18 protein-coding genes and 1 pseudogene are annotated in these 19803 nt (G+C 67.9%); 9 read left to right on the top strand and 10 right to left on the bottom strand.

The features are described from left to right. Positions 1 to 12: 12 nt before the first annotated feature. Positions 13 to 462, bottom strand: coding sequence for a type II toxin-antitoxin system VapC family toxin (locus OXI49_16420; protein ID MDE2692088.1), 450 nt, complete (start codon positions 460 to 462; stop codon positions 13 to 15). After that, the gene (locus OXI49_16415) at positions 459 to 716 is read right to left on the bottom strand and encodes a hypothetical protein (protein MDE2692087.1); all 258 of its coding nucleotides are present in this window, start codon (positions 714 to 716) and stop codon (positions 459 to 461) included. The genes OXI49_16420 and OXI49_16415 overlap by 4 nt, the downstream gene beginning before the upstream one ends. Before the next feature lie 119 nt (positions 717 to 835). Between OXI49_16415 and OXI49_16410 the strand changes: the two genes are divergently transcribed. The 3 genes from OXI49_16410 (at position 836) to OXI49_16400 (ending at position 5020) form a co-directional block, all read left to right on the top strand. Beyond that, a complete protein-coding gene (locus OXI49_16410; GenBank protein ID MDE2692086.1) occupies positions 836 to 2083 on the top strand; it encodes a mandelate racemase/muconate lactonizing enzyme family protein in 1248 nt (415 codons plus the stop codon). Beyond that, positions 2080 to 3030 carry an NTP transferase domain-containing protein gene (locus OXI49_16405; protein ID MDE2692085.1) on the top strand — a complete coding sequence of 317 codons (951 nt, stop codon included), beginning with the start codon at positions 2080 to 2082 and terminating at the stop codon, positions 3028 to 3030. Before OXI49_16410 ends, OXI49_16405 begins: the two co-directional genes overlap by 4 nt. A gap of 229 nt (positions 3031 to 3259) precedes the next feature. Beyond that, the gene (locus OXI49_16400) at positions 3260 to 5020 is read left to right on the top strand and encodes a Na+:solute symporter (protein ID MDE2692084.1); all 1761 of its coding nucleotides are present in this window, start codon (positions 3260 to 3262) and stop codon (positions 5018 to 5020) included. A 78-nt stretch (positions 5021 to 5098) separates the two neighbouring features. On the opposite strand, the gene OXI49_16395 is transcribed toward OXI49_16400, so the two are convergent. Next, positions 5099 to 6448 carry a tryptophanase gene (locus tag OXI49_16395; protein MDE2692083.1) on the bottom strand — a complete coding sequence of 450 codons (1350 nt, stop codon included), beginning with the start codon at positions 6446 to 6448 and terminating at the stop codon, positions 5099 to 5101. A gap of 22 nt (positions 6449 to 6470) precedes the next feature. On the opposite strand from OXI49_16395, the gene OXI49_16390 reads away from it, so the two are divergent. Further along, on the top strand, positions 6471 to 7397 hold the full coding sequence (locus OXI49_16390) for a CHAD domain-containing protein (protein ID MDE2692082.1): 927 nt from the start codon (positions 6471 to 6473) through the stop codon (positions 7395 to 7397). 92 nt (positions 7398 to 7489) lie between these two features. Further along, entirely contained in the window at positions 7490 to 8446 is a 957-nt protein-coding gene (locus OXI49_16385) for a hypothetical protein (protein MDE2692081.1), read from the top strand. 28 nt (positions 8447 to 8474) lie between these two features. Here OXI49_16385 and OXI49_16380 read toward each other — a convergent pair whose 3' ends face one another. The 5 genes and pseudogenes from OXI49_16380 to OXI49_16360 form a co-directional block, all read right to left on the bottom strand. Next, the gene (locus OXI49_16380; GenBank protein ID MDE2692080.1) at positions 8475 to 11207 is read right to left on the bottom strand and encodes an ABC transporter permease; all 2733 of its coding nucleotides are present in this window, start codon (positions 11205 to 11207) and stop codon (positions 8475 to 8477) included. Between the two features lie 14 nt (positions 11208 to 11221). After that, positions 11222 to 11761 (bottom strand): FtsX-like permease family protein, encoded by a 540-nt coding sequence (locus OXI49_16375; protein MDE2692079.1) that lies wholly within the window; start codon positions 11759 to 11761, stop codon positions 11222 to 11224. Between the two features lie 48 nt (positions 11762 to 11809). Further along, positions 11810 to 13639 (bottom strand): annotated as a pseudogene (locus OXI49_16370) (ABC transporter permease). A 33-nt stretch (positions 13640 to 13672) separates the two neighbouring features. Continuing rightward, positions 13673 to 13939 carry a permease prefix domain 1-containing protein gene (locus OXI49_16365; GenBank protein MDE2692078.1) on the bottom strand — a complete coding sequence of 89 codons (267 nt, stop codon included), beginning with the start codon at positions 13937 to 13939 and terminating at the stop codon, positions 13673 to 13675. Between the two features lie 17 nt (positions 13940 to 13956). Further along, entirely contained in the window at positions 13957 to 14298 is a 342-nt protein-coding gene (locus OXI49_16360; GenBank protein MDE2692077.1) for a PadR family transcriptional regulator, read from the bottom strand. Positions 14299 to 14340: 42 nt separating this feature from the next. On the opposite strand from OXI49_16360, the gene OXI49_16355 reads away from it, so the two are divergent. From OXI49_16355 to OXI49_16345, 3 genes are all read left to right on the top strand, one after another. Continuing rightward, a complete protein-coding gene (locus tag OXI49_16355) occupies positions 14341 to 15012 on the top strand; it encodes an ABC transporter ATP-binding protein (protein MDE2692076.1) in 672 nt (223 codons plus the stop codon). Next, positions 15012 to 16265, top strand: a complete 1254-nt coding sequence (locus OXI49_16350; protein ID MDE2692075.1) for an HlyD family efflux transporter periplasmic adaptor subunit — start codon at positions 15012 to 15014, stop codon at positions 16263 to 16265. The genes OXI49_16355 and OXI49_16350 overlap by 1 nt, the downstream gene beginning before the upstream one ends. A gap of 110 nt (positions 16266 to 16375) precedes the next feature. Further along, entirely contained in the window at positions 16376 to 16987 is a 612-nt protein-coding gene (locus OXI49_16345) for a glutathione S-transferase family protein (GenBank protein ID MDE2692074.1), read from the top strand. A gap of 52 nt (positions 16988 to 17039) precedes the next feature. Here OXI49_16345 and OXI49_16340 read toward each other — a convergent pair whose 3' ends face one another. Together OXI49_16340 and OXI49_16335 are read right to left on the bottom strand one after the other, a co-directional pair. Beyond that, on the bottom strand, positions 17040 to 17216 hold the full coding sequence (locus tag OXI49_16340) for a hypothetical protein (protein ID MDE2692073.1): 177 nt from the start codon (positions 17214 to 17216) through the stop codon (positions 17040 to 17042). Then, positions 17213 to 18361, bottom strand: coding sequence for a sulfotransferase (locus tag OXI49_16335; GenBank protein MDE2692072.1), 1149 nt, complete (start codon positions 18359 to 18361; stop codon positions 17213 to 17215). Before OXI49_16335 ends, OXI49_16340 begins: the two co-directional genes overlap by 4 nt. A gap of 141 nt (positions 18362 to 18502) precedes the next feature. Here OXI49_16335 and OXI49_16330 point away from each other — a divergent pair, with 141 nt between their 5' ends. Further along, complete coding sequence (locus OXI49_16330; protein MDE2692071.1) at positions 18503 to 19789, top strand: hypothetical protein; 1287 nt, start codon at positions 18503 to 18505, stop codon at positions 19787 to 19789. The last annotated feature ends 14 nt before the right edge of the window (positions 19790 to 19803 follow it).

The following is a 19803-nucleotide window of genomic DNA, read 5'->3' as shown; positions in this document are numbered from 1 at the left end:
CCCGACCCGCCGTTAACAGGCTCGGTCCGCCCACGGATCGACGACTTCCACGCCCGTGTTGCGGAACTCTCTCGTGTTCCTCGTGACGATGGCAAGGCCGCGAGTCGCGGCCGCTGCGACCAGAAAGGCGTCCGGTATGTGGTCGTCGAGCGGTTCGCCCCTTCGACGCTTCTCTTCCATGATCCGCGCGCACGCTCTGGCGTCGTCGACGGTCCAACTGAGTATCCGCTGGTCGAAGCACTCCTCGAGGACGCTCTGAAAGCGGGAGGCAAGGTTCTCGCGCCGCTTACCGGAATCGAGACGGCCGATGCCGTCGAGGATCTCCCAGATGGTGATGGGCGAGAGACCCATTCCCTCTGCGGCGATGCTGTCGAGGAACTCGGATACGCGCGGGTCAGGGTGCGGGCGCATCATCTCCGACACGACGTTCGTGTCGAGAAGCCACGCGATGGGAGGGCTCACGCCTCGCCGTCGTCCGCGAAGCTGACCGGCTTGTGTCGATATCGCCGGCGGGGCGGCAACTCGACCCCGCGTTCCGGACCGAAGTGCCTCCTGAACACCTCGGAAGGCTTGAGGCGCTGTTCCGTCTTCTCGCGCTTTTCATGGATGAGGCGGCGAACGTACTCTTCCATCGAGAGGCCGACATGGCGGGCTTCCCGTCTCAGCCAGGCCTTGTCCCCTGGATCGATGTCGCGGACGGTGATGACGGAACCCATCGCGAGGCGGATGCTAGCACGGAGTGCTGTCAGTGAGTCGGTGCGGAAGCTCAGTCGAGCTGGCCGGGTGCTGCCGGCACAGGCAGGACGGCCCTGCGCGTAGAGTCAGACCGCCTGCAATGATCACGAGACGCGGCTTCCTTTCCAGCGCGGGAATCGCGGCGGCCGGCCTGACCGGCGGCCTGACTGCGGCGCGGCAGGCGACCGCGACGGTAGCTCAACACTCCGAGGCGTCGAAGATGAAGATCACCGAACTCGAGACGATCCCGATCGACAACATCGACCCGCCGATCGGGCACCGGAAGTGGCTGTTCATCCGGCTCAGGACGGACGAAGGCCTGGTCGGTCTGGGCGAGCGTGTCTCTGGCGGGGCCACGAACCTGAAGCCGCAGATCGAGCTGCTGAACGACCTCTTCGACCGCTTCGTCGTGGGCCAGAGCCCGTTCGACGTCGAGAAGATTTGGCAGCGGATGAAGACGACGCTCCACGACTACAGCCATCCCGGGCTGTACGGCGTGCCGGCGTTCTCCGCGATCGAGATGGCCTGCTGGGACCTGATCGGCAAGGCGACGAACCAGCCGGTCTACAACCTCCTCGGCGGCAGGTACCACGACAAGCTGCGCGCCTACGCGTACCTGAACAGCTCCGGCATCTGGGACAACCCGTCCCTGGCCGGCGAGCGGGCGCAGGAACTGGTCGACCGCGGCATCACCTGCTGCAAGCTCGACCCGTTCTCGCCGATCACCGGTCCGCCTCGGGACTACTCGCTGAAGACGATCCGCCATGTGGCGACGATCTTCCGCGCCATGCGGGACGCGGTCGGCGACGAGCTGGAGATCGGCATCGGCACCCACGGCCAGTTCTCGACGGCGGTCGCGCTACGGGTCGCGGACATCCTGGAGGAGTTCGATCCGTTCTTCTTCGAGGAGCCGGTGCCGCCCGAGAACGTCGACGAGATGGCCCGCGTGGCGGCCCACACGAGCATTCCGATCGCCACCGGCGAGCGGCTGGTCAACATGTTCGAGTTCGCGGAAGTGCTGGAGAAGCAGGCGGCACAGATCATCCAGCTCGATGTCGGCCAGTGCGGCGGCCTCCTGGTGGCGAAGAAGATCGCCGGCATGGCCGAGACCCGCTACGCGATGATCGCGCCGCACATGTACTGCGGCCCGGTCGCCGCGTCGGCGGCAATACAGCTCGACACCTGCTCTCCCAACTTCCTGATCCAGGAGTTCAACACGAACGACCTGCACAGCGACATCTTCGTCGAGCCGATCAGGTTCGAGAACGGGTTCATCGAACCGCCGACCGGGCCCGGGCTGGGCGTGGAGCTCGACATGGCGGTGGTCGAGAGGCATCGAGCCGCTTGAGCGGTGGTCTGACCCTGGCGATTCTCGCTGCCGGCCGTTCGGCGAGGTTCGGGCGCCCGAAGACGCTCGAACCGGTCGGTCCGGCCGGCGAAGTGCTGTTCGAGTACGCGATCTGCGACGCGATCCGCGCCGGCTGCGGGAAAGTCGTGTTCGTCACGTCGGCGGACTGGAACGACCAGCTCATGAGCCGGGCGGCCGAGCGGTCGGGCGGCGCGGTTCCCGTCGACTCGGTGATCCAGAGCCTGGACGACCTGCCGGACGGCGCGGCGCCGCCGGCCGGGAGAGCCAAGCCATGGGGCACCGGCCACGCCGTGTTCGCGCTGCGGAAGAAGATCGAGGAGCCGTTCCTGGTCGTCAACGCGGACGACTTCTACGGTCCAAGAGCTATTGAGTCGTTTGGGCGGCGATCGGCCGCCGGTCTGGTCGAGGGAGACGATTCGCACTTCCTCGGCGCCTACGAACTCCACCGCACCGGCGTTTCCCGGACCAGCGGCGTCAACCGGGGCATCCTCACGGCAGGCCCGGACTCGACCCTCAAAGGGATCGACGAAATCTACGACGTGCGAGAGACCGACTCCGGTCTCGTCGGTCGCGACGGCGACGGCGAAGCTCGATCGCTGGCCCCCGGCTGTCCGTGCTCGATGAACCTCTGGGCCTTCCAGCCCTCGATCTTCGGACTCCTCGAAGCGGCATTCACCGATTTCCATGCCGGCCTCGACGATCCGCTGCAAGACGAGTTCCTGCTCAGCGAGACGGTCGGACACCTGATCGGTCAAGGCTCCGCACGCGTCAGGCTCGTGCCGATGACGCAGAACACTGCTGGACTGACCTATCCCGGCGACCTGCCCCCTGTCGCCTCCACGCTGCAGCAATGCGTCGAAGCAGGCGACTACCCGGCAGAGCTCCGCGAGTGGTTCGCCGGTCGCGCTTCCCGAAGACCGGCGTGAGAGGTCCCGGTCGCCAACGCCCTCCAGCCTGTCGCGGGTCGGGGGAGAGGGTCCCAGGGGGCTGTCGGCAAGCGACTCCCGACGACCTCCCATCCAACGACGCCCAACCGGAGCGCAGCCGACCGCAGCGAGCACCCACTCCTCATCCACCAGGAAAGTGCGAGCGGCCCCTGGGACCCTCTCCCCCGACCCGCGACAGGCGGGTGTGCCCGCCGCCGCCGTCGCCGCCATGCGCCTGAACAGCCTCGACTGGACCGTCCTCGCCGCCTACGGCGCGCTCGCGCTGGCCGTTGGACTCGTCTTCGCCCGGCGCGCCGGCGCCGGCACCGGGCAGTTCTTCCTGGCCGGGCGCAATCTGCCGTGGTGGCTGCTCGGGACGTCGATGGTCGCAACGACCTTCTCGACCGACACGCCGAACCTGGTGACCGACCTGGTGCGTAACGGCGGCGTTTCCGGCAACTGGATGTGGTGGGCGTTCCTGATCACCGGCATGTGCACGACGTTCTTCTACGCGAAGCTCTGGCGGCGCTCGGGTGTCTTCACCGACATCGGCTTCTACGAGCTCCGGTATTCGGGGCGGGCGGCGGTGTTCCTGCGCGGCTTCCGGGCTCTGTACCTCGGCGTGTTCTTCAACGTGATGATCATGGCGGCGGTGCTGCTCGCCGGCATCAAGATCGGCGGCGTACTGCTCGGGGCCGACAAGTACACGACGGTGCTCGTGGCGGCAGCCGTGACGGCGGCCTACTCGGCCACCTCCGGCCTGTGGGGCGTTGTCGTGACCGACCTCATGCTGTTCGTCATCGCGATGGTCGGCTCTGTCGCCGCGGCCTGGTACGCGCTGGCGCACCCGGCCGTCGGTGGTCTCTCCGGCCTCGTCTCGAACCCCGACATCGCCGCCCGCCTCGCCCTGCTGCCCGACTTCGCGGACTGGGAGACGGCCGCCACCGTCTTCCTGATTCCGGTCGCCGTCCAGTGGTGGTCGACCTGGTATCCGGGCGCCGAACCGGGCGGCGGCGGCTACGCGGCCCAGCGCATGCTCGCGGCCAGGAGCGAGCGGGACTCCATGGGCGCCACCCTCTGGTTCAACATCGCCCACTACGCGCTGCGGCCGTGGCCGTGGATCCTGGTCGCGCTGGCCTCGCTGGTCGTCTACCCGACGCTGGACTCGATCGCCGAGGCCTTCCCGCATCTCGATCCGTCGATCATCCGGCACGATCTGGCCTACCCGGCGATGCTCGTGTTCCTGCCGCACGGCCTGCTCGGCCTGGTCGTGGCTTCGCTGGCGGCGGCCCTGATGTCGACGATCTCGACGCACCTCAACTGGGGCGCCTCGTACATCGTTGACGACGTGTATCGGCGCTTCGTCCGACCGGGCCGAAACGAAGCGCACTACGTTCTCGTCGCCCGGCTGTCGACGATCGCTCTGGTTGCGCTGGCGGCGGTGGTCGCACTGTGGCTCGAGAACGCGATGCAGGCGTTCCAGATCCTGCTCCAGATCGGCGCAGGTACGGGCCTGATCTTCCTGCTGCGCTGGTTCTGGTGGCGGATCAACGCGTGGTCCGAGATCTCGGCGATGGTCATCTCGTTTGCGGTCGCCGTGTGGTTCCAGTTCGTCCATGAGGCGGTCGGTCTGACGCTGCCTTCGGCTGCGGCTCAACTCCTGCTTGGTGTCGGTCTCACCACTGCCGTCTGGTTCGGCGTCACGATGGCCACCCGGCCGACGGAGACGGCGGTTCTCCAGTCCTTCTACGACTGCGTCCGCCCGTTCCCGCGCGGCTGGCGGCGGGCCGTCGAGACAGGGGTGGATACGCCCGGCAGTGCCACCGCGGCGCTGCTTGCCTGGATGCTCGGCTGCGCCGCCGTGTATGCGGCCCTGTTCGGTACTGGAGTGGCTCTCTACGGACGTGGGTTGGAGGCGGCTGCCTTCGGCGGCGCGGCCCTGCTGGCGGGTTACGGACTGTTCCGTCTGTTACCCCGCACGACCGGTTGATTGCGCCTTCCCACACTGGGTGCGCCGGCGTCCTCGCCGGCACCAACCGCGATGCCGCGAAGCGGCGAGCACGAAGAGCTACATCTCCTCGAAGCGCGCACTGAAATGCGGCAGCGCTGCCGGCGCGTCCACGATCCGCAGCCCTCGAATCCGCTCCCGCTTCGCGTACAGTTCCACCAGCGCCTCGACCACGTAGTCCATGTGGGACTGCGTGTAGACGCGCCGCGGCACGGCCAGCCGGACCAGGTCGAGCGCCGGCTGCTGCCGGGCGCCGAACATGACGGTCCCCACCTCGCAGGTGCGGATGCCGGTATGCCGGTAGAGGGCGACCACGAGCGCCTGCCCGGGGAGCTGCTCGCGGGACAGGTGCCGGCAGAACCGGCAGGCGTCGATGTAGATCGCGTGGCCTCCCGGCGGCTCGACGATCTGGATGCCGGCCTCCAGCAGCTTCTCGCCGACGTACGTCGTGCTGCGGATCCGGTAGCGGAGGTAGTCCTCGTCGAGCACTTCCCGGAAGCCCTGCGCCATCGCCTCGAGATCGCGGCCGGCGAGCCCCCCGTAGGTGACGTAGCCCTCGGTGAGAATCGTCAGGTCGCTGGCGCGGCGGAACAGCTCTTCGTCGCGCAGGAGCAGGAGGCCCCCGATGTTGACGATCCCGTCCTTCTTGGCGCTGATCGTGGCGCCGTCGGCGAGGTCGAACATCTCGCGCGCGATGTCGCGCGCGGAACGGTCCTGCTGTCCCGCTTCCCGCTGCTTGATGAACCAGGCGTTCTCCGCGAACCGGCAGGCGTCCAGGAACAGGGGCACGCCGTACTGGCGGCACAGGTCCCGCGTCGCGCGGAGGTTCTCCAGGCTCACGGGCTGACCGCCGCTCGTGTTGCTCGTCACCGTGCACATGACGACGGGTACGCGCGAACTCTCGGCGGCGAGCAGCGACTCCAGCCGATCCAGATCGAGATTGCCCTTGAACGGGTGACGGTTCGTTGGATCGGTCGCCTCGGGAATGCCGAGGTCGACCGCCTGGGCGCCGCTGTGTTCGATGTTCGCCCGGGTCGTGTCGAAGTGGGCGTTGTTCGGCACGATCCTGCCCTCGCCGCCGATCAGGTCGAAGAGGATTCGCTCGCTGGCCCTCCCCTGGTGGGTCGGCAGCATCCGCTCGAACCCCATGATCTCTTCGACCGTCTCGCGCAGCCGCAGGAAGCTGGTCGAGCCGGCGTAGCTCTCGTCCGCACGCATGACCGCGGCCCACTGCTGCGCGCTCATGGCGCCAGTGCCGCTGTCCGTCAGGAGATCGATCAGTACGTGCTCCGCCGCGATCTTGAATAGGTTGAAGCCCGCGCCCTGGAGCACCTCTTCCCGTCGCTCGGGACTGGCGAGGCGGATCGGTTCGACCGCCTTGATGCGGAAGGGCTCGATGATCGTCTTCATGGCGCCTTCCTATACTGACGGAATGCCTCTTCCGGCCGATCTCCTGCGGCGGAACGCGGAGGAGGCTGTACGCCTGATCGTCCTCGACCTTCTCTCCCAAGCGCGCGAGGCCGCGCCGCGCTGCCTCGACCCGGAGGACGCCGAGGGCCTCCACGACTTCAGGGTGTCGATCCGGCGGCTGCGGAGCACCCTGAGCGCCTGGAAAGGACCGCTGCGTGGTGTGGTGAAGAAGCGGGACCGGCGGACGCTCACCGGGTTCCAGAAGCGGACCGGCTCCAGCCGCGATGCCGAGGTGACGCTCGAGTGGCTGGAGGAACAGGTCGACGAGTTGGAGCCGGAGCACCGGCCGGGCTACGAGTTGGTCGAGGCGCGACTTCGTTCGGCATTGCGAGCGCAATCCGGCGACGAGAACCGGGCAGTGTGCAACGAGTTCACCGAGTGGGCCGGCGGCTTCGAGTCTCGCGTGGCCGACAGCGTGCCGGCGGCAGGCGTTTGCGCGCCGTACGGTGAGGCGCTGGCCAAGCGGCTCGACTGGATCGCCGGCAGGCTGGACGCCTGCATCGCCGGCCTGGGCGATGACCGGAAGCGGGGCCCGCACCGGGTGCGCATCACCGGCAAGCGCCTCCGCTATCTGGTGGAACCGGTACGCGCGGAAAGCGAAGTTGCGGCTTCCCTGGTTGATCGCTGCAAGCGCCTGCAGGATGTGCTCGGCACCCTGAACGACGCCAACGTTCTCGGCGATCTGCTGCGCGTCTGGCGCGACGAGGTTCAAGAGTCGACCGATGGAGAGTCGACGGCGGAGAAGCCCGGAGTGCTGGAGTTGTGTCGGCTCAACGGCCTCAGGGCGGAAGCCAGCTACCGGCTGTTCAGAGTCGACTGGCTGGAAGGCGGCGGCATGCGAACGCTCCTCGACGAAGCCGCCGCTTTGGCGCGTCAACTCCGCGGCTAGTCGGCCCGGGCGATACAGTGCCGCAGTTCACCATGCAGAAGGGTCGCCGATGTCCGAGGTTCGGACCAGCCGCGTCTGTCGTCGTTCTGACGGTGTCGGCCCTCGCGGCGGGCCCCGCGAACCTCCAGGCGCAGGAACTCGCCTGGCGGGAACTCCCCGACATGCCAGCCGGCAAGTGGGAAGCCGCGACGACAGTCATCGACGGCAAGTTCTACGTGTTCGCCGGCTACGAGGGACCGGTCCGGTCGAGCAAGCGGGTCGACGTCTTCGACCCGGCGGACGGAAGCTGGACGCGGATGCAGGACATGCCGAGCGCCGTCTCGCACCTGAACGCGGTGCTCGATGGCCGCACCGTCTGGTTCGCCGGCGGTTTCAAGGACGGCTACAAGGGCCACGCGATCGCCGAGGTGTGGAGCTACGACCTGGATCTGGACCGCTACACTGCCGCGCCGCTGCTTCCCGAACCGCGGGCCGGCGGCGGTTTGGCGCTCGTTGGCCGCAAGCTGCACTACTTCGGCGGCCTGAAGGCGGATCGGGACACCGACGCCGCCGACCACTGGGTTCTCGATCTGGACGACTGGGCGTCAGGCGCTGGGAACTGGCGGAACTCGGCGCCGATGCCCGATCCGCGCAACCAGTTCTCGGCCGTTTCGATTGGCAACCGCATCTACGCGATCGGCGGCCAGTACAACCACGACAGTCAGCAGCTCGACCAGCCTCGGGTTGACATCTACGACGCGGCCACCGATTCCTGGAGCCGCGGCCCCGACCTGCCGAAGGGCCACTCCCACGGCGAGGCCGGTACCTTCGTCCACGAGGGCCGCATCGTCATGGTCGGTGGCCACACGACGCCGGCCGGCGGCACGAAGTCGATCGACCCGGACATCCTGGTGCTCGAGCCCGGAGCCGAGTGGGAACTCCTCGGCAAGCTGCCGGTGCCGCTCTCGTCCCCCGCCGCCGCGATCATCGGCGGCAAGCTCTATGCCGCCGGCGGCTCGGCGACGGGCCGTGGCGCCCAGGCGAGAATGTGGGTGGCCGACCTGCCGTAACTCGGTGCGTCCTGAGGGGTGCGGGCGGCTACTCGGCCTCCAGCGCCTGACGAGGATCAGCGCGGGCCGCCCGGCGGGCCGGAAGAAACGACGCGCTCACGGCCACCGCCAGTAGCACTAGGGCCGCCACCCCGAACGCGAGCGGGTCGCGGGGAGTCCGGCCATCGAAGAGCAGGGGCTCGACGAAGCGACCCGCCCAGAGCGCGGCGATCGTACCGGCCGCGACGCCGGCCGCCGCCAGGGCGAAGCCGCGTGCCAGCACCATGCGCAGGAGGTTGGACGCCCTGGCGCCCAGGGCGCGACGGATGCCGAACTCGTGCTCCCGCTGCCGTACGCCGAAGGCGATGACCGCATAGAGCCCGATGGCTGCGAGCAACACGGCGAGCATGGCGGAGGCGGCAAACAGGCGCGTTCCGGTTCTCCACGTGCGAATCCGTGATGCGAACTGTGTGGAGAGGTTCCGGACGTGGTGTCCCGGCAGTTCGGGAAACAGCTCGGCCATGGCGCCGAGCACGGGCGCCTCGACGCGCCCGGGGTTTCCGGCGGTGCGGACGATCAGCGAACGCTGGAGGCTCGCCCATCCCGCCAGGGCCGGGTCGGATGACGCCTGGGAGATGGGCAGGTAGTAGAACGGGTCCGTGTCGGGCAGAGTCCAGTTCACAGCGGGTTCCACCACGCCGACCACCGTTGTGCAGTCGGCGGCGCCGCTGACGAACAGGCAACGGCCGACGGCGTTCCGGCCGGGCCAGGCCTGCTGGGCGAACGACGTGTTGACGACCGCGACCTTCTGCGTCCCTTCGCGGTCCCACAGTGTGAAGCCGCGACCTTCGCGAACCTCCAGGCCGGCGACCTGGAAGAAGTTGGCCGTCGTGAGATTCACATGGGGACCGCGAAACGGCAGGCGCTCGAGCCCCTCGATGCGCAGGTCCGCGTACGCCGCACCGCTTCCCGACATGGGTGAACTCGTTCCCTGCGCGACATCCAACACCTCCGGTACGTCCCGTACGCGGGCTTCCATGGCACGGATTGCGCTCTCGTCGAGCGGTGCACCGTCCAGGCCATCCAGTCGGGTGTCGCCGTGGAAGCTCCCCAGAGTCACCGTGAGCAGGTGCTCCTTCGCGTAGCCGACGTCCACCTGGCGCGCCGCTTCGAATGACTGGAAGAACACGGCCGTTCCGCTGAGAAGGACCACAGACAGCGCGGCCTGGACCACGATCAGGCCGGTGCGGACGGGCGTTCCGAGCGCGCTGGCGCCCCGGGAACTGTCGAGCCTCTCGATTCCCCGGCTGCGCGCCGCGTACACGGCGGGTGCCACGGCTGCCGCCAGGCCGACCCCGAGGACGGCGATCGCGGTGAAGCCGACTGCCGTGGCGCCCAGCGGATTGTCGGCCCACTGGTGACTCGGCAGGAGCGTGCGGCGAAGGGCGTCGCCGGTGGCTGCGGCAACGGCCAGGGCGACAACGCCGGAGAGGGCGGCGAGAGCCAGGCTCTCCGTCACCAGGAGACGTCCGATTCCCCATTTGCCCAGGCCGAGCGCGTAACGCACCGCCAACTCGCGTCGCCTGGCAGCGACCCGCAGCATCAGCAGGTTCGACATGTTGACGGCCGCAATGAGGAGCACGACGAAGGTGATCCCGCCCGCGATCAGCGGCAGGCGCATGTGGCGCCGCAGCGTGACGGGGCCGCGGGTTCGCAGAATCGGGCCGAGAGCCACGGTCGCCTCCCGGTCCACGGAATCCGAGAACCGCGAGCCGGCACGCGCCGCCCGGACGGCGGCCGTCACCGCGGCGCCCGCGGCCTCCTCTGTCGCGCCGGGCGCCAGCCGCACAAATGGCGTGAGGTAGAACGTGCTTCCGTACCGTCTCCAACTGTTCCCCCGGCTGGCCGTTGCCGCGTGTTCGAGAGGCAGCCACACATCGACTGCGTTGGAGCGGGGCCCGGAGAAGCCGGGGGGCAGCACGCCGACGACGAGGTAGGTGACGTCCTCAAAGCTGAGCGTTGCGCCGAGCGCTTCTACCGCGCTTCCGAACCGCTGCCGCCGGTAGCCGTCGCTGATCACGGCGACGGGCTGCGCCGCCAGGTCGTTGTCCGTATCGGCGATCAGCCTTCCCGCCGTTGGAGCCACGCCCAGGAAGTCGAAGAACTCTCCCGTGACCCACGAGACCGTGAGGTACTCGGCGCGTTGACCGCGTCCGATCGTCCTGAACGAGACCCTGTGGCCCGCGACGCCGTCGATGAGGGGGCTGTCGGCGGCGCTCAGGGCGTCGAAGTCGAGCCATTGCATCGCATCGACTACCCAGGTTCGTCCCGTGAAACCGCCGCGATCGCCTGGATCGATGCGTTCGCTGACCCAGAGGCGATGAACGCGGTCCGGCTCCTCGATGTGGGGTGGCGGCTGGAGGAACAGGCGCGACAGCATCTCGTACATCGGAGCGTTCAGCCCGATGCCGAGTGCCAGAGTGAGGACGACCGCGCAGGTGTAGCCGCTGTTGCGCCGTATCATCCGGAACGCGGCACCGACATCCCAGAGAAAGCGCTCCGCCGGTGCCCACCCCCAGGCTTCGCGGGTCAGTTCGCGAGTCAGCAGGACGTTGCCGAAGGCGCGCCGTGCCTCCGCGCGGGCCCGCTCGAGCGGCAAGCCGCTCTCCACCTGTTCTTCCGTTTCCTCGGCGAGATGGAAGCGGATCTCCTCTTCGAGTTCGGCGTCTCGCCGCCGACGGTCCCGGATCGAGCGCAGGCGAAACAGGAACTGCTTCAGCATCCGGCGTTGCGGTGCTACTCAGCCTCGAGCGCCTGACGTGGGTCGGCGCGAGAGGCCCGGCGGGCTGGCAGGAGCGAGGCCATCACGGCGATTACCAGGAGCACGAGCGCAGCGGCGGTGAACGCCAGCGGGTCGCGGGGAGTCCGGCCGTCGAAGAGCAGGGGTTCGACGAAGCGACCGGCCCAGAGCGCGGCGAGCGTACCGGCCACTACACCTGTCGCCGCCAGGGAGAAACCGCGCGCCAGCACCATGCGCAGGAGGTCGGACGCCTTGGCCCCCAGCGCGCGACGGATGCCGAACTCGAGCTCGCGTTGACGTACGCCGAACGCGATGAGCGCATAAAGCCCGATGGCGGCGAGTAGCACCGCCAGGGCGGCGGAGGCGCCGAACAGCCCCGTACCGATGGTCCATGCACGGATCCGCGGCGAGAAGACAGTCTGGAGGCTTCGCACGTTGTCGCGCGGGAGGTCGGGGAACGAGTCCGCCAGGGCGAGGAGCGTTGGCTGCACCGCGCGCCCGGGGTTCCCGCGAGTCCGCACGACCAGCGTGCGCATGTTGTTCACGAAGCCTGCCTGAATAGGGTTTGACGAAGCCTGGGAGATGGGCAGGTAGTAGACGGCGGTGCGATCGGCGTCCAACAGTCCCCTGTCGAGGGCGGATTCCACGACGCCGACGACCGTGGTGCAGTCCGCGGACGTTTCTCCGAAGAAGAGGCACTGGCCCACGGCGCTCCTGCCGGGCCAGACGCCGTGGGCGAACGTCGTGTCGACGACCGCGACCTTCTGGGTGTCGGCGCGATCCCACTCGGTAAAACCGCGACCTTCCACAATCGCCAGGCCCGCGACGCGGAAGAAGTTGGACGTTGTGAGGCCTACGTAGGGACCTTCGTTGAATGGTAGGCGATCCAGCCCTTCGACCCGCGGTCCCGGCATCGCGGCCTGGCCCCACATTGGTGAATTCGTTCCCTGGGCGACATCGAGGACGTCCGGTAGTGACCGGAGGCGGGACTCCAGCGCGTCGATCGCGGCCTCATCGAGCGGCCCGGTGCGCCGAAAACCCGCCAAGTCGACCGTGACCAGGTTCTCCTTCGCGTAGCCGACGTCCACCTGACGCGCCGCCTCGAACGAGCGGTAGAAGACGGCGGTTCCGCTGAGCAGCACCAGCGACAGCGCGGCCTGAACGACGATCAGGCCGGTGCGAACCGGGGTACCGAGTGCGCTGGCGCCTCGCGAGCTGTCGAGCCTCTCGATCTGCCGGCTCCGCACCGCGGACACGGCGGGCGCAATGGCCGCGCAGAGGCCAACGGCAAGCACGGCGAACCCCGTGAAGCCGACAGCCGTGAGGTTCAGTGCGTCCACGGTCCCCTGATGTCCTGGTAGCAGCGTGAGGCGCAGGGTGCGACCCGCAACCGCGGCTACGGCCAGCGCCACGGCGCCGGAGACCGTGGCGAGCACGAGACTCTCTATCGCCAGCAGGCGTCCGACTCCCCACCTGCCGGCCCCGAGCGCGTTGCGCACCGCCAGTTCGCGGCGGCGCGCCGCCACTCGCACCAACAGAAGGTTCGACATGTTGACGGTCGCAATGAGGAGCACCAGCAGCGTGACGCCGCCTACGACCAGTGCAAGGCGAATCTCGCCGGACGGCGAGGAGGGACCCCGGGTCCTGAGGATGGAACCCAGCACGACGGTCGCTTCGGGGTCGAGCGAGTCCCCGAAGGCCGAGTCGGCGCGTGCCGCGCGGACGGCGGCGGTCGCCGCGGCACCGGCGGCCTCGAGGGTCAGGCCGCGCGGAAGGCGGGACAACGGCGTCAGATAGAAGCCACTTCCGGAGTTTCGCCAGCGGTCTCCCCGCACGGCCGTTACCGCCGGTTCCAAAGGCAGCCAGACATCGACCCCGTCCGGATCCGGTCCGGAGAAGCCGGGTGGCAACACGCCGACGACGATGTACGTGACGTCGTCGAACTCGAGTGTCGCGCCGAGTGCTTCCTGCGGACTGGTGAAACTCGCTCGCTGATAGCCGTCGCTAACCACGGCGACGGGTGTCGCCGCCGCGTCGTCGTCCTCCGGGCCGATCAACCGGCCGATGGTGGGCTCCACTCCCAGGAGATCCAGGAACTCTCCAGTGACCCAGGAGACCCTGAGGTTCTCGGCGGTTTGACCGCGTCCGTTCGGCGTGGACCGGGGTGCCGTGTAGCCCACGACCGAGTCGATAAGCGCGTTGTCGGCGTTCAGGGCGCTGAACTCGGACCACTGCATCCGATCCCACGGGATGGCCGGGCCAGTGAAGACCCCGCGATCGTCCGAGTCGTAGCGCTCGCTCAGCCAGACGCGATGAACGGCGCCCGGGTCCTCGATATGGGGTGGCGGCTGAAGGAAGAGCCTCGACAGCATCTCGTACATCGGGGCGTTCAGTCCGATGCCGAGTGCCAGGGTGAGGACGACGGCGCAGGTATAGCCGGCGTTGCGTCACATCATCCGGAACGCGGCACCGACGTCCCTGAGAAAGCGCTCCGCCGGTGCCCACCCCCAGGCTTCGCGGGTCAGTTCGCGAGTCAGCGTGACGTTGCCGAAGTCCCGTTGTGCGGCTGCGCGTGCTTCCTCGGGCGCCAGGCCGGCGTCGATCCGTTCCTCCGCTTCCGCAGCGAGATGGAAGCGGATTTCCTCCTCGAGTTCGGCGTCCTTGCGTCGCCGGTGCCAGAGACACCGAAAGCGGTTTAGGACCTGCCGCAGCATTCCCCGGTCTCCCCGGCTCAGTCCGCCGGACGAAGCACCCTGGTCACGGCGACCGAGAGTTGCTGCCACCGCGACTGCTCGACGGCGAGTTGCCGCCTGCCGGTCCGGGTGAGACGGTAGTACCTGGCGCGCTTGCCCTTGTCGGAGGTCTTCCACTTCGCCGCGATCCATCCGCGGGCCTCCAGCCGATGCAGGGCCGGGTAGAGCGATCCCGTTTCGATGCGAAGTGCGTCTTCCGACACGCGCTGAATATGTCCGGCGATCGCGTGGCCGTGCGCCGGGCCGTAGAGCAGCGTCCGCAGGATGAGCAGGTCCAGGGTTCCGTAGAGAAGCTGATTGCGAGGACTTGCTGGCGTCATGGTGTAGACAAGCTACTCCATATGACGTAGATTGTCTACACCATGAATACGCTGATTCATCTGGAGAACGTGTCCAAGGTCTTCTACACGGACGAGATCGAAACCCACGCCCTCGATGGAGTCACTCTCGACATCGACTCGGGCGAGTACGTGGCCGTGTCCGGCCCGTCCGGCTGCGGCAAGTCCACCCTGCTGTCGATCCTCGGTCTGCTCGATAGGCCGACGGCCGGCGACTACACGCTGAACGGCTATCCGGTGGCGCAGCTCAAGCAGTCCGAGCGAGCGCGCATCCGCAACCGGGAGATCGGCTTCATCTTCCAGAACTTCAATCTGATCGGTGACCTGACCGTCTTCGAGAACGTCGAGCTTCCGCTCACGTATCGGGGAATCCGGCCGAGGGAGCGCCGCGAACTGGTGGGCCAGGCACTGGAGAAGGTCGAGATGGCGCCGCGCGCGAAGCACCTGCCGAGCCAGCTCTCCGGAGGGCAGCAGCAGCGGGTCGCGGTCGCCCGCGCCGTTGCCGGACAACCGTCGATCCTGCTTGCCGACGAGCCGACCGGCAACCTCGACTCGAAGAACGGCGGGGCGGTGATGGACCTGCTGCGGACCCTGCACGAGGAAGGATCGACGATCTGCATGGTGACCCACGACCCCCGTTACGCCGACTATGCCGAGCGGGAGATCCAGCTCTTCGACGGGCGGGCGACGACCTGATGGACGTCGCGAGACCTGACCTGGCGCGGAAGAAGAAGGTCCGCCGGGTGACGTACTTCTCCCTCGGGAGCGTCCTGCTCGTGCTGGTCACGCTCGGCTTGCAGCAGGCACAGCCGTCGGCGCCGCGAGTCGACCGGGACGCGCTCTACATCGACACGGTGCGGGGGGGTCCGATGGTCCGTGAAGTGCGGGGCCGGGGAACGCTGGTGCCGGAGAACATCCGCTGGATTCCGGCGACGACGGAGGGCACCGTCGAGAGGATCGTGAGCGACCCGGGTGCCAGGGTGACGCCGGACTCGCTGATCGTCGAACTGAGCAACCCGGAACTCGAGCACCAAGCCAGGGAAGCGGAGCTCAACCTTCGCGCCGCCGAGGCCCGCTACGAGAATCGGAAGGTCGAACTAGAGAGCGAACTGCTGATGCAGAAGGCTGGGCTTGCGAGCGTGGAGGCGGCTCTCGTCGTTGCGCGGCTCGAGGCGGACGCCGACGCCGAGCTGGCGAAGGACGGTCTGGCCTCGGCCATCGAACTCCAGCGGGCGCAGGCGTCGAAGCGGGAACACGAGACGCGTTTCGCGCTGGAGGAGGAGCGTCTCGGCATCGCGGAAACGACGAAGGCGGCCAAGCTCGCCGTCGAGCGGGCGGAGGTGGATCGTCTACGCGCTCTCTGGCAACTCCGTCTCGATCAGGTCGCGGCCCTGCGGGTCCGCGCGGGAATACGCGGCGTCCTCCAACAGGTGCCGGTCGAGGAGGGGCAACGCGTCACCGCGGGCACGAGTCTGGCCCGGGTCGGCGACCCGGCGGCGCTGAAGGCTGAACTGCGGATCGCCGAGACGCAGGCGAAGGACGTCCAGATCGGACAGGTGGCGTCGGTCGACACGCGAAACGGCATCGTCGCCGGCCGGGTCGCACGGATCGATCCAGCGGTCGAAGAGGGGACGGTGACCGTCGATGTCGGGTTGGAAGGCGACCTGCCGCGCGGGGCCCGACCGGACCTGACCGTCGCCGGCACGATCGAGTTGGAGCGGCTCGAGGATGTGGTCTTCGTCGGCCGCCCGGTCGTCGGTCAGGAAGAGAGCGAAGTCAGTCTCTTCCGTCTGGACGGCGAAGGGAACGGCGCTACCCGAACCCGTGTGCTCCTGGGCAGAATCTCGGCGAACACGATCGAGATCGTCGAGGGTCTGGTTCCGGGCGATCAGGTCGTCCTGTCCGACATGTCCGCTTGGGACGAGTTCGACCGCCTCCGTATCGACTGAGCCGCAGGGAACGTCCGTCGGCCATGTCCGTCCGGGCCTTGCGTGTTGAGACTGCGCGTCCGCTAAAGTGCGCGCCCCCCAAGGCGATCCGCCCGGTGCGAGCACCCGCGATGCCACAGATCACGCTCTACGAACATGCACCCACGCGGTCCGCGCGCTGCCGGTGGACCCTCCTCGAGGCCGGCCTGGCCTACGAGTCGGTAGGCATCGGCGGCCAGGCCGGCCTCGCCGAGTTGCGCGCCGTCCACCCGTTGGGGAAACTGCCGGTCGCGATCATCGACGGGCGTCCCCTGTTCGAATCCGCTGCCATCGCGACCGCCATCGCAGACCTGTCACCCGAGCGTGGCCTGATAGCGAAGCCGGGCTCGTGGTCGCGCGCGCTCCACGATCAATGGGTCTCTTTCGCCTTGACCGAGATGGAACCGTGGCTGTGGAGTTCCGAGATCAACAGCGTCGACGTTCTGATGCCGAAGGAACGTCAGGTTCCCGCCATCATCGAGCAGAACAACGCACTGTTCCGGCGCAGCGCGGCAGTACTGGATGCGGTACTCGGGGAGTCGCACTACCTTGTGGAAGACCGCTTCACCGTCACCGACATCATCGTCGGCTACACCGTGAGCTGGGGCGCCGACGACGGCCTACTGGGAGGATTCGGGAACCTGCAGTCCTACCTGGGCCGTCTGCATGAACGGGAACATTGCACGTTGCCCCGACCAGGGTAGGTCGACACCAGCATCGTCACGGATTCAACCTACTGGACACGACTCTGCGGTGCTAACCCATGAAGAAGCCCTTGCGGTGCGACACGCCGAGCACCTTCTTGCACAGCGCGCAGAAGTAGACGTAGCGCTTGCCCAGGAATCCCGAGATCTCCCGAAAGTAGATGCTCACGGGATGCTCGCAGTGCGGGCAGAGCGGCGTGATGTCGCTGCGTTCTTCAGCCTGAATCATGGGTTGGTGTCCTCTTGCTTTGTCTTCGTCGATCGTTGCTTCGGTGGCCGGTAATCCCAGGCCTTGACGGCGAATCCCCAGTTCCGGTCGACGATGTCGACCGTCTCCGCGTCGATCCGATAGGCGTTCTTGCGGTAACCCGACAGGGTTCCCAGATAGTCCGCCATCGGCTGCCTGGCCTGCTCCCAGCCCGGCAGCGCAAGTTCGTCGTAGAGCCGCTCGAGCTCGGCCATGGGGGCTCGTTCGAGATCCTCGAAGCGCACTTCGGCCAGGTGTCCTTTCGGGATCGATCCGCGGTCCCTCATGTACCGCCTCATCATCGCGGCGTAGGAGTCGAGCATGCTGGCGACGACGTCTTCGGGATCCGCATCGTCCAGTTGGCAGACGGGCAGCACGTGCCGGTACAGGTTCGTCATCGACCGGTAGACGACGTACGGGTTGCGCACGATGTGGATGAACTTCGCGTCGGGGAACAGGCGCAGGAGTGCCGCGGTGCGGCCGAGGTTTGTTGGGCTCTTCAGCACGAGCCGGCGGCCGCCGGAGGCCAGCGTGGCCTTGCGCAGCACGTCCAGGTAGGCGCGTTCCCAGCGGGCCATCTCTGAGCTGGTCAGCCGCATCGTGGCGAACTTCTCCTGGTACTCCCTCGCCCGGTTGGGGAAGGAGAGGTGGTGTACGAACGACAGGTGCGACGTGTTGGCGAGGGCGATCTCCTCCTCCTGGGGCAGCTCGACCGACACCGCCATGTTGTCCATGGGGCGTGTCGCGGGCATCCCATTGGCGACGAGGCGCTCCAGCCGGCCGCGCGCGGTCAGGAACATCGGCGCCGCGATGGCCTGGAACGTCGACACGAGGCCGAAACCCGGGTCCTGGGCGAGCAGGTTGTGGAGATGCGTCGTGCCCGAGCGGCCGAAACCGTGGATGTACAAAGGCGCCTCGTCGATGGCGACGCGCGCCATCCTCGACGGGCCGTAGCGGAGACGCTCGGCGACCCGTAGCGGGGTCATCAGAGCGCTGATCGCGAGCACCTTCGCCAGCTTGCCCCAGTATCGCGGCGGCACGCCGCCGTTCTCCGCGATCAGCCGCAGCCACACTCCGAGCGGCGCCATCGTGAACGGGTGCTGCCCGGCGGTCCTGGGGGCGTCCACGGTTGTCATGGTAGCGGTGGGCAGAGCCGGTGCTTAGCACCGGATGCCGGCGGGGACGCCGGCGCACCCAGTTCCTCAATTGCACCCGACTGGTCCTTCCAGCAACATGGGCCGCATGTGCCTCAACCGTGAGAACCAGCCATGAAGATCCTTCTCTACTCCCTGGTGGCCCTCGCCGTCATCGTGCTGGCGCTGTACTTCGCGTTCTTCTTCAATCCCCAAACGGAGGAGCAGGAGGAGGTGAACGCGGCCTGGAGCCGGTTCGCCGAGGAGGTCGCGGACCTCGGCCGTGCCATCGAGAGCGCGCCGTTCAATCGGGACGAGCAGACCGCGGCCGCGGGGTACCGCCACATCGCCCGCTATCTCTCGACCTTCCTGGCCGAGTACACCGACCTGCGGGACCCGGACTACCCGCAGTTCTCGCGCTTCCCCAACGGCGTCGCCCGCGTCGGTTGGGACAATCCGGACAATCCCTATCTCGTGTTTGCCGTGCGGGGCGATCACGTCTACCGGTTGCGTGGCAACACGACCAGCTTCGACCTCGTCACGATCAATGTCTACAGCGGCATGCTCGGCCATACGCCGGCGAGGCAGATCCGCACCGTTTCGAGCATCGCCTCGGACGATCTCGACGTCGACGAGAAGGGCGACTTCGTCCTGACGCTTAGCGCCGTACGGGCCGAAGGCGACTGGCTGAAGCTGGAACCGGATGCGCACATCGTCGTCGTACGGCGCCTGGTTTCCGACTGGGAGAAGACCGACGAAGGTCTGTGGGAGATTCTCAATCTGACCACGCTGGGAACTGGCGCGCCCCGCCCGACGCCGGAATCGGTGGCACGGGCTCTCGATGACGCCGTGACGCAGACCCGTTCCCTGCGAGAGCTCCTGACGCTCGCGCATCGGATCACGTTTCAGCTCAGGCTGCGGCCCAACACGGTGGAAGAACCCGCCGAGTCCGACCCGAATCTGGCGATGGCCGACGCCTTCCAGGCGGGCGCCCGGGGTTACTTCCGGCTGGAGGAAGATGAAGCCCTGCTGGTGGACGTGCCGGTCGCCGACTGCAGGTACACCAATATCCAGCTCGCCAATCCTTGGATGGAGTCGCTCGACTACGCCAGCCACCAGTCGAGCCTGAATCACCGCACCGCGCACGCGGACGCCGACGGCCGCGTGCGCTACGTCATCAGCCGCCGGGACCCCGGCGTGCAGAACTGGCTGGACACCGCCGGCTGGGCCGAGGGTTCGCTCTGTGCCCGGTGGACGTACTGCAGCGCGTACCCGACCGGCATCAACGCCCGCGTCGTCAAGCTGGACGAACTCGACCAGTACCTTCCCGCCGAAACCGTGAGGGTTGATCCCGCGGAACGCGCGCGGATCGTGGCGGCGCGGCAGGCGGCGATCAGCCGGCGCTACGCCGGCGGTTCCTAGGAGGGCTCGCTAGC

The sequence above is a fragment of the Acidobacteriota bacterium genome (genome assembly GCA_028875725.1).
In the GTDB taxonomy this organism is placed as follows: domain Bacteria; phylum Acidobacteriota; class Thermoanaerobaculia; order Multivoradales; family Multivoraceae; genus Multivorans.
Note: the sequence above shows the minus strand (reverse complement) of the source record. Positions and strands in the feature narration are given on the sequence as shown.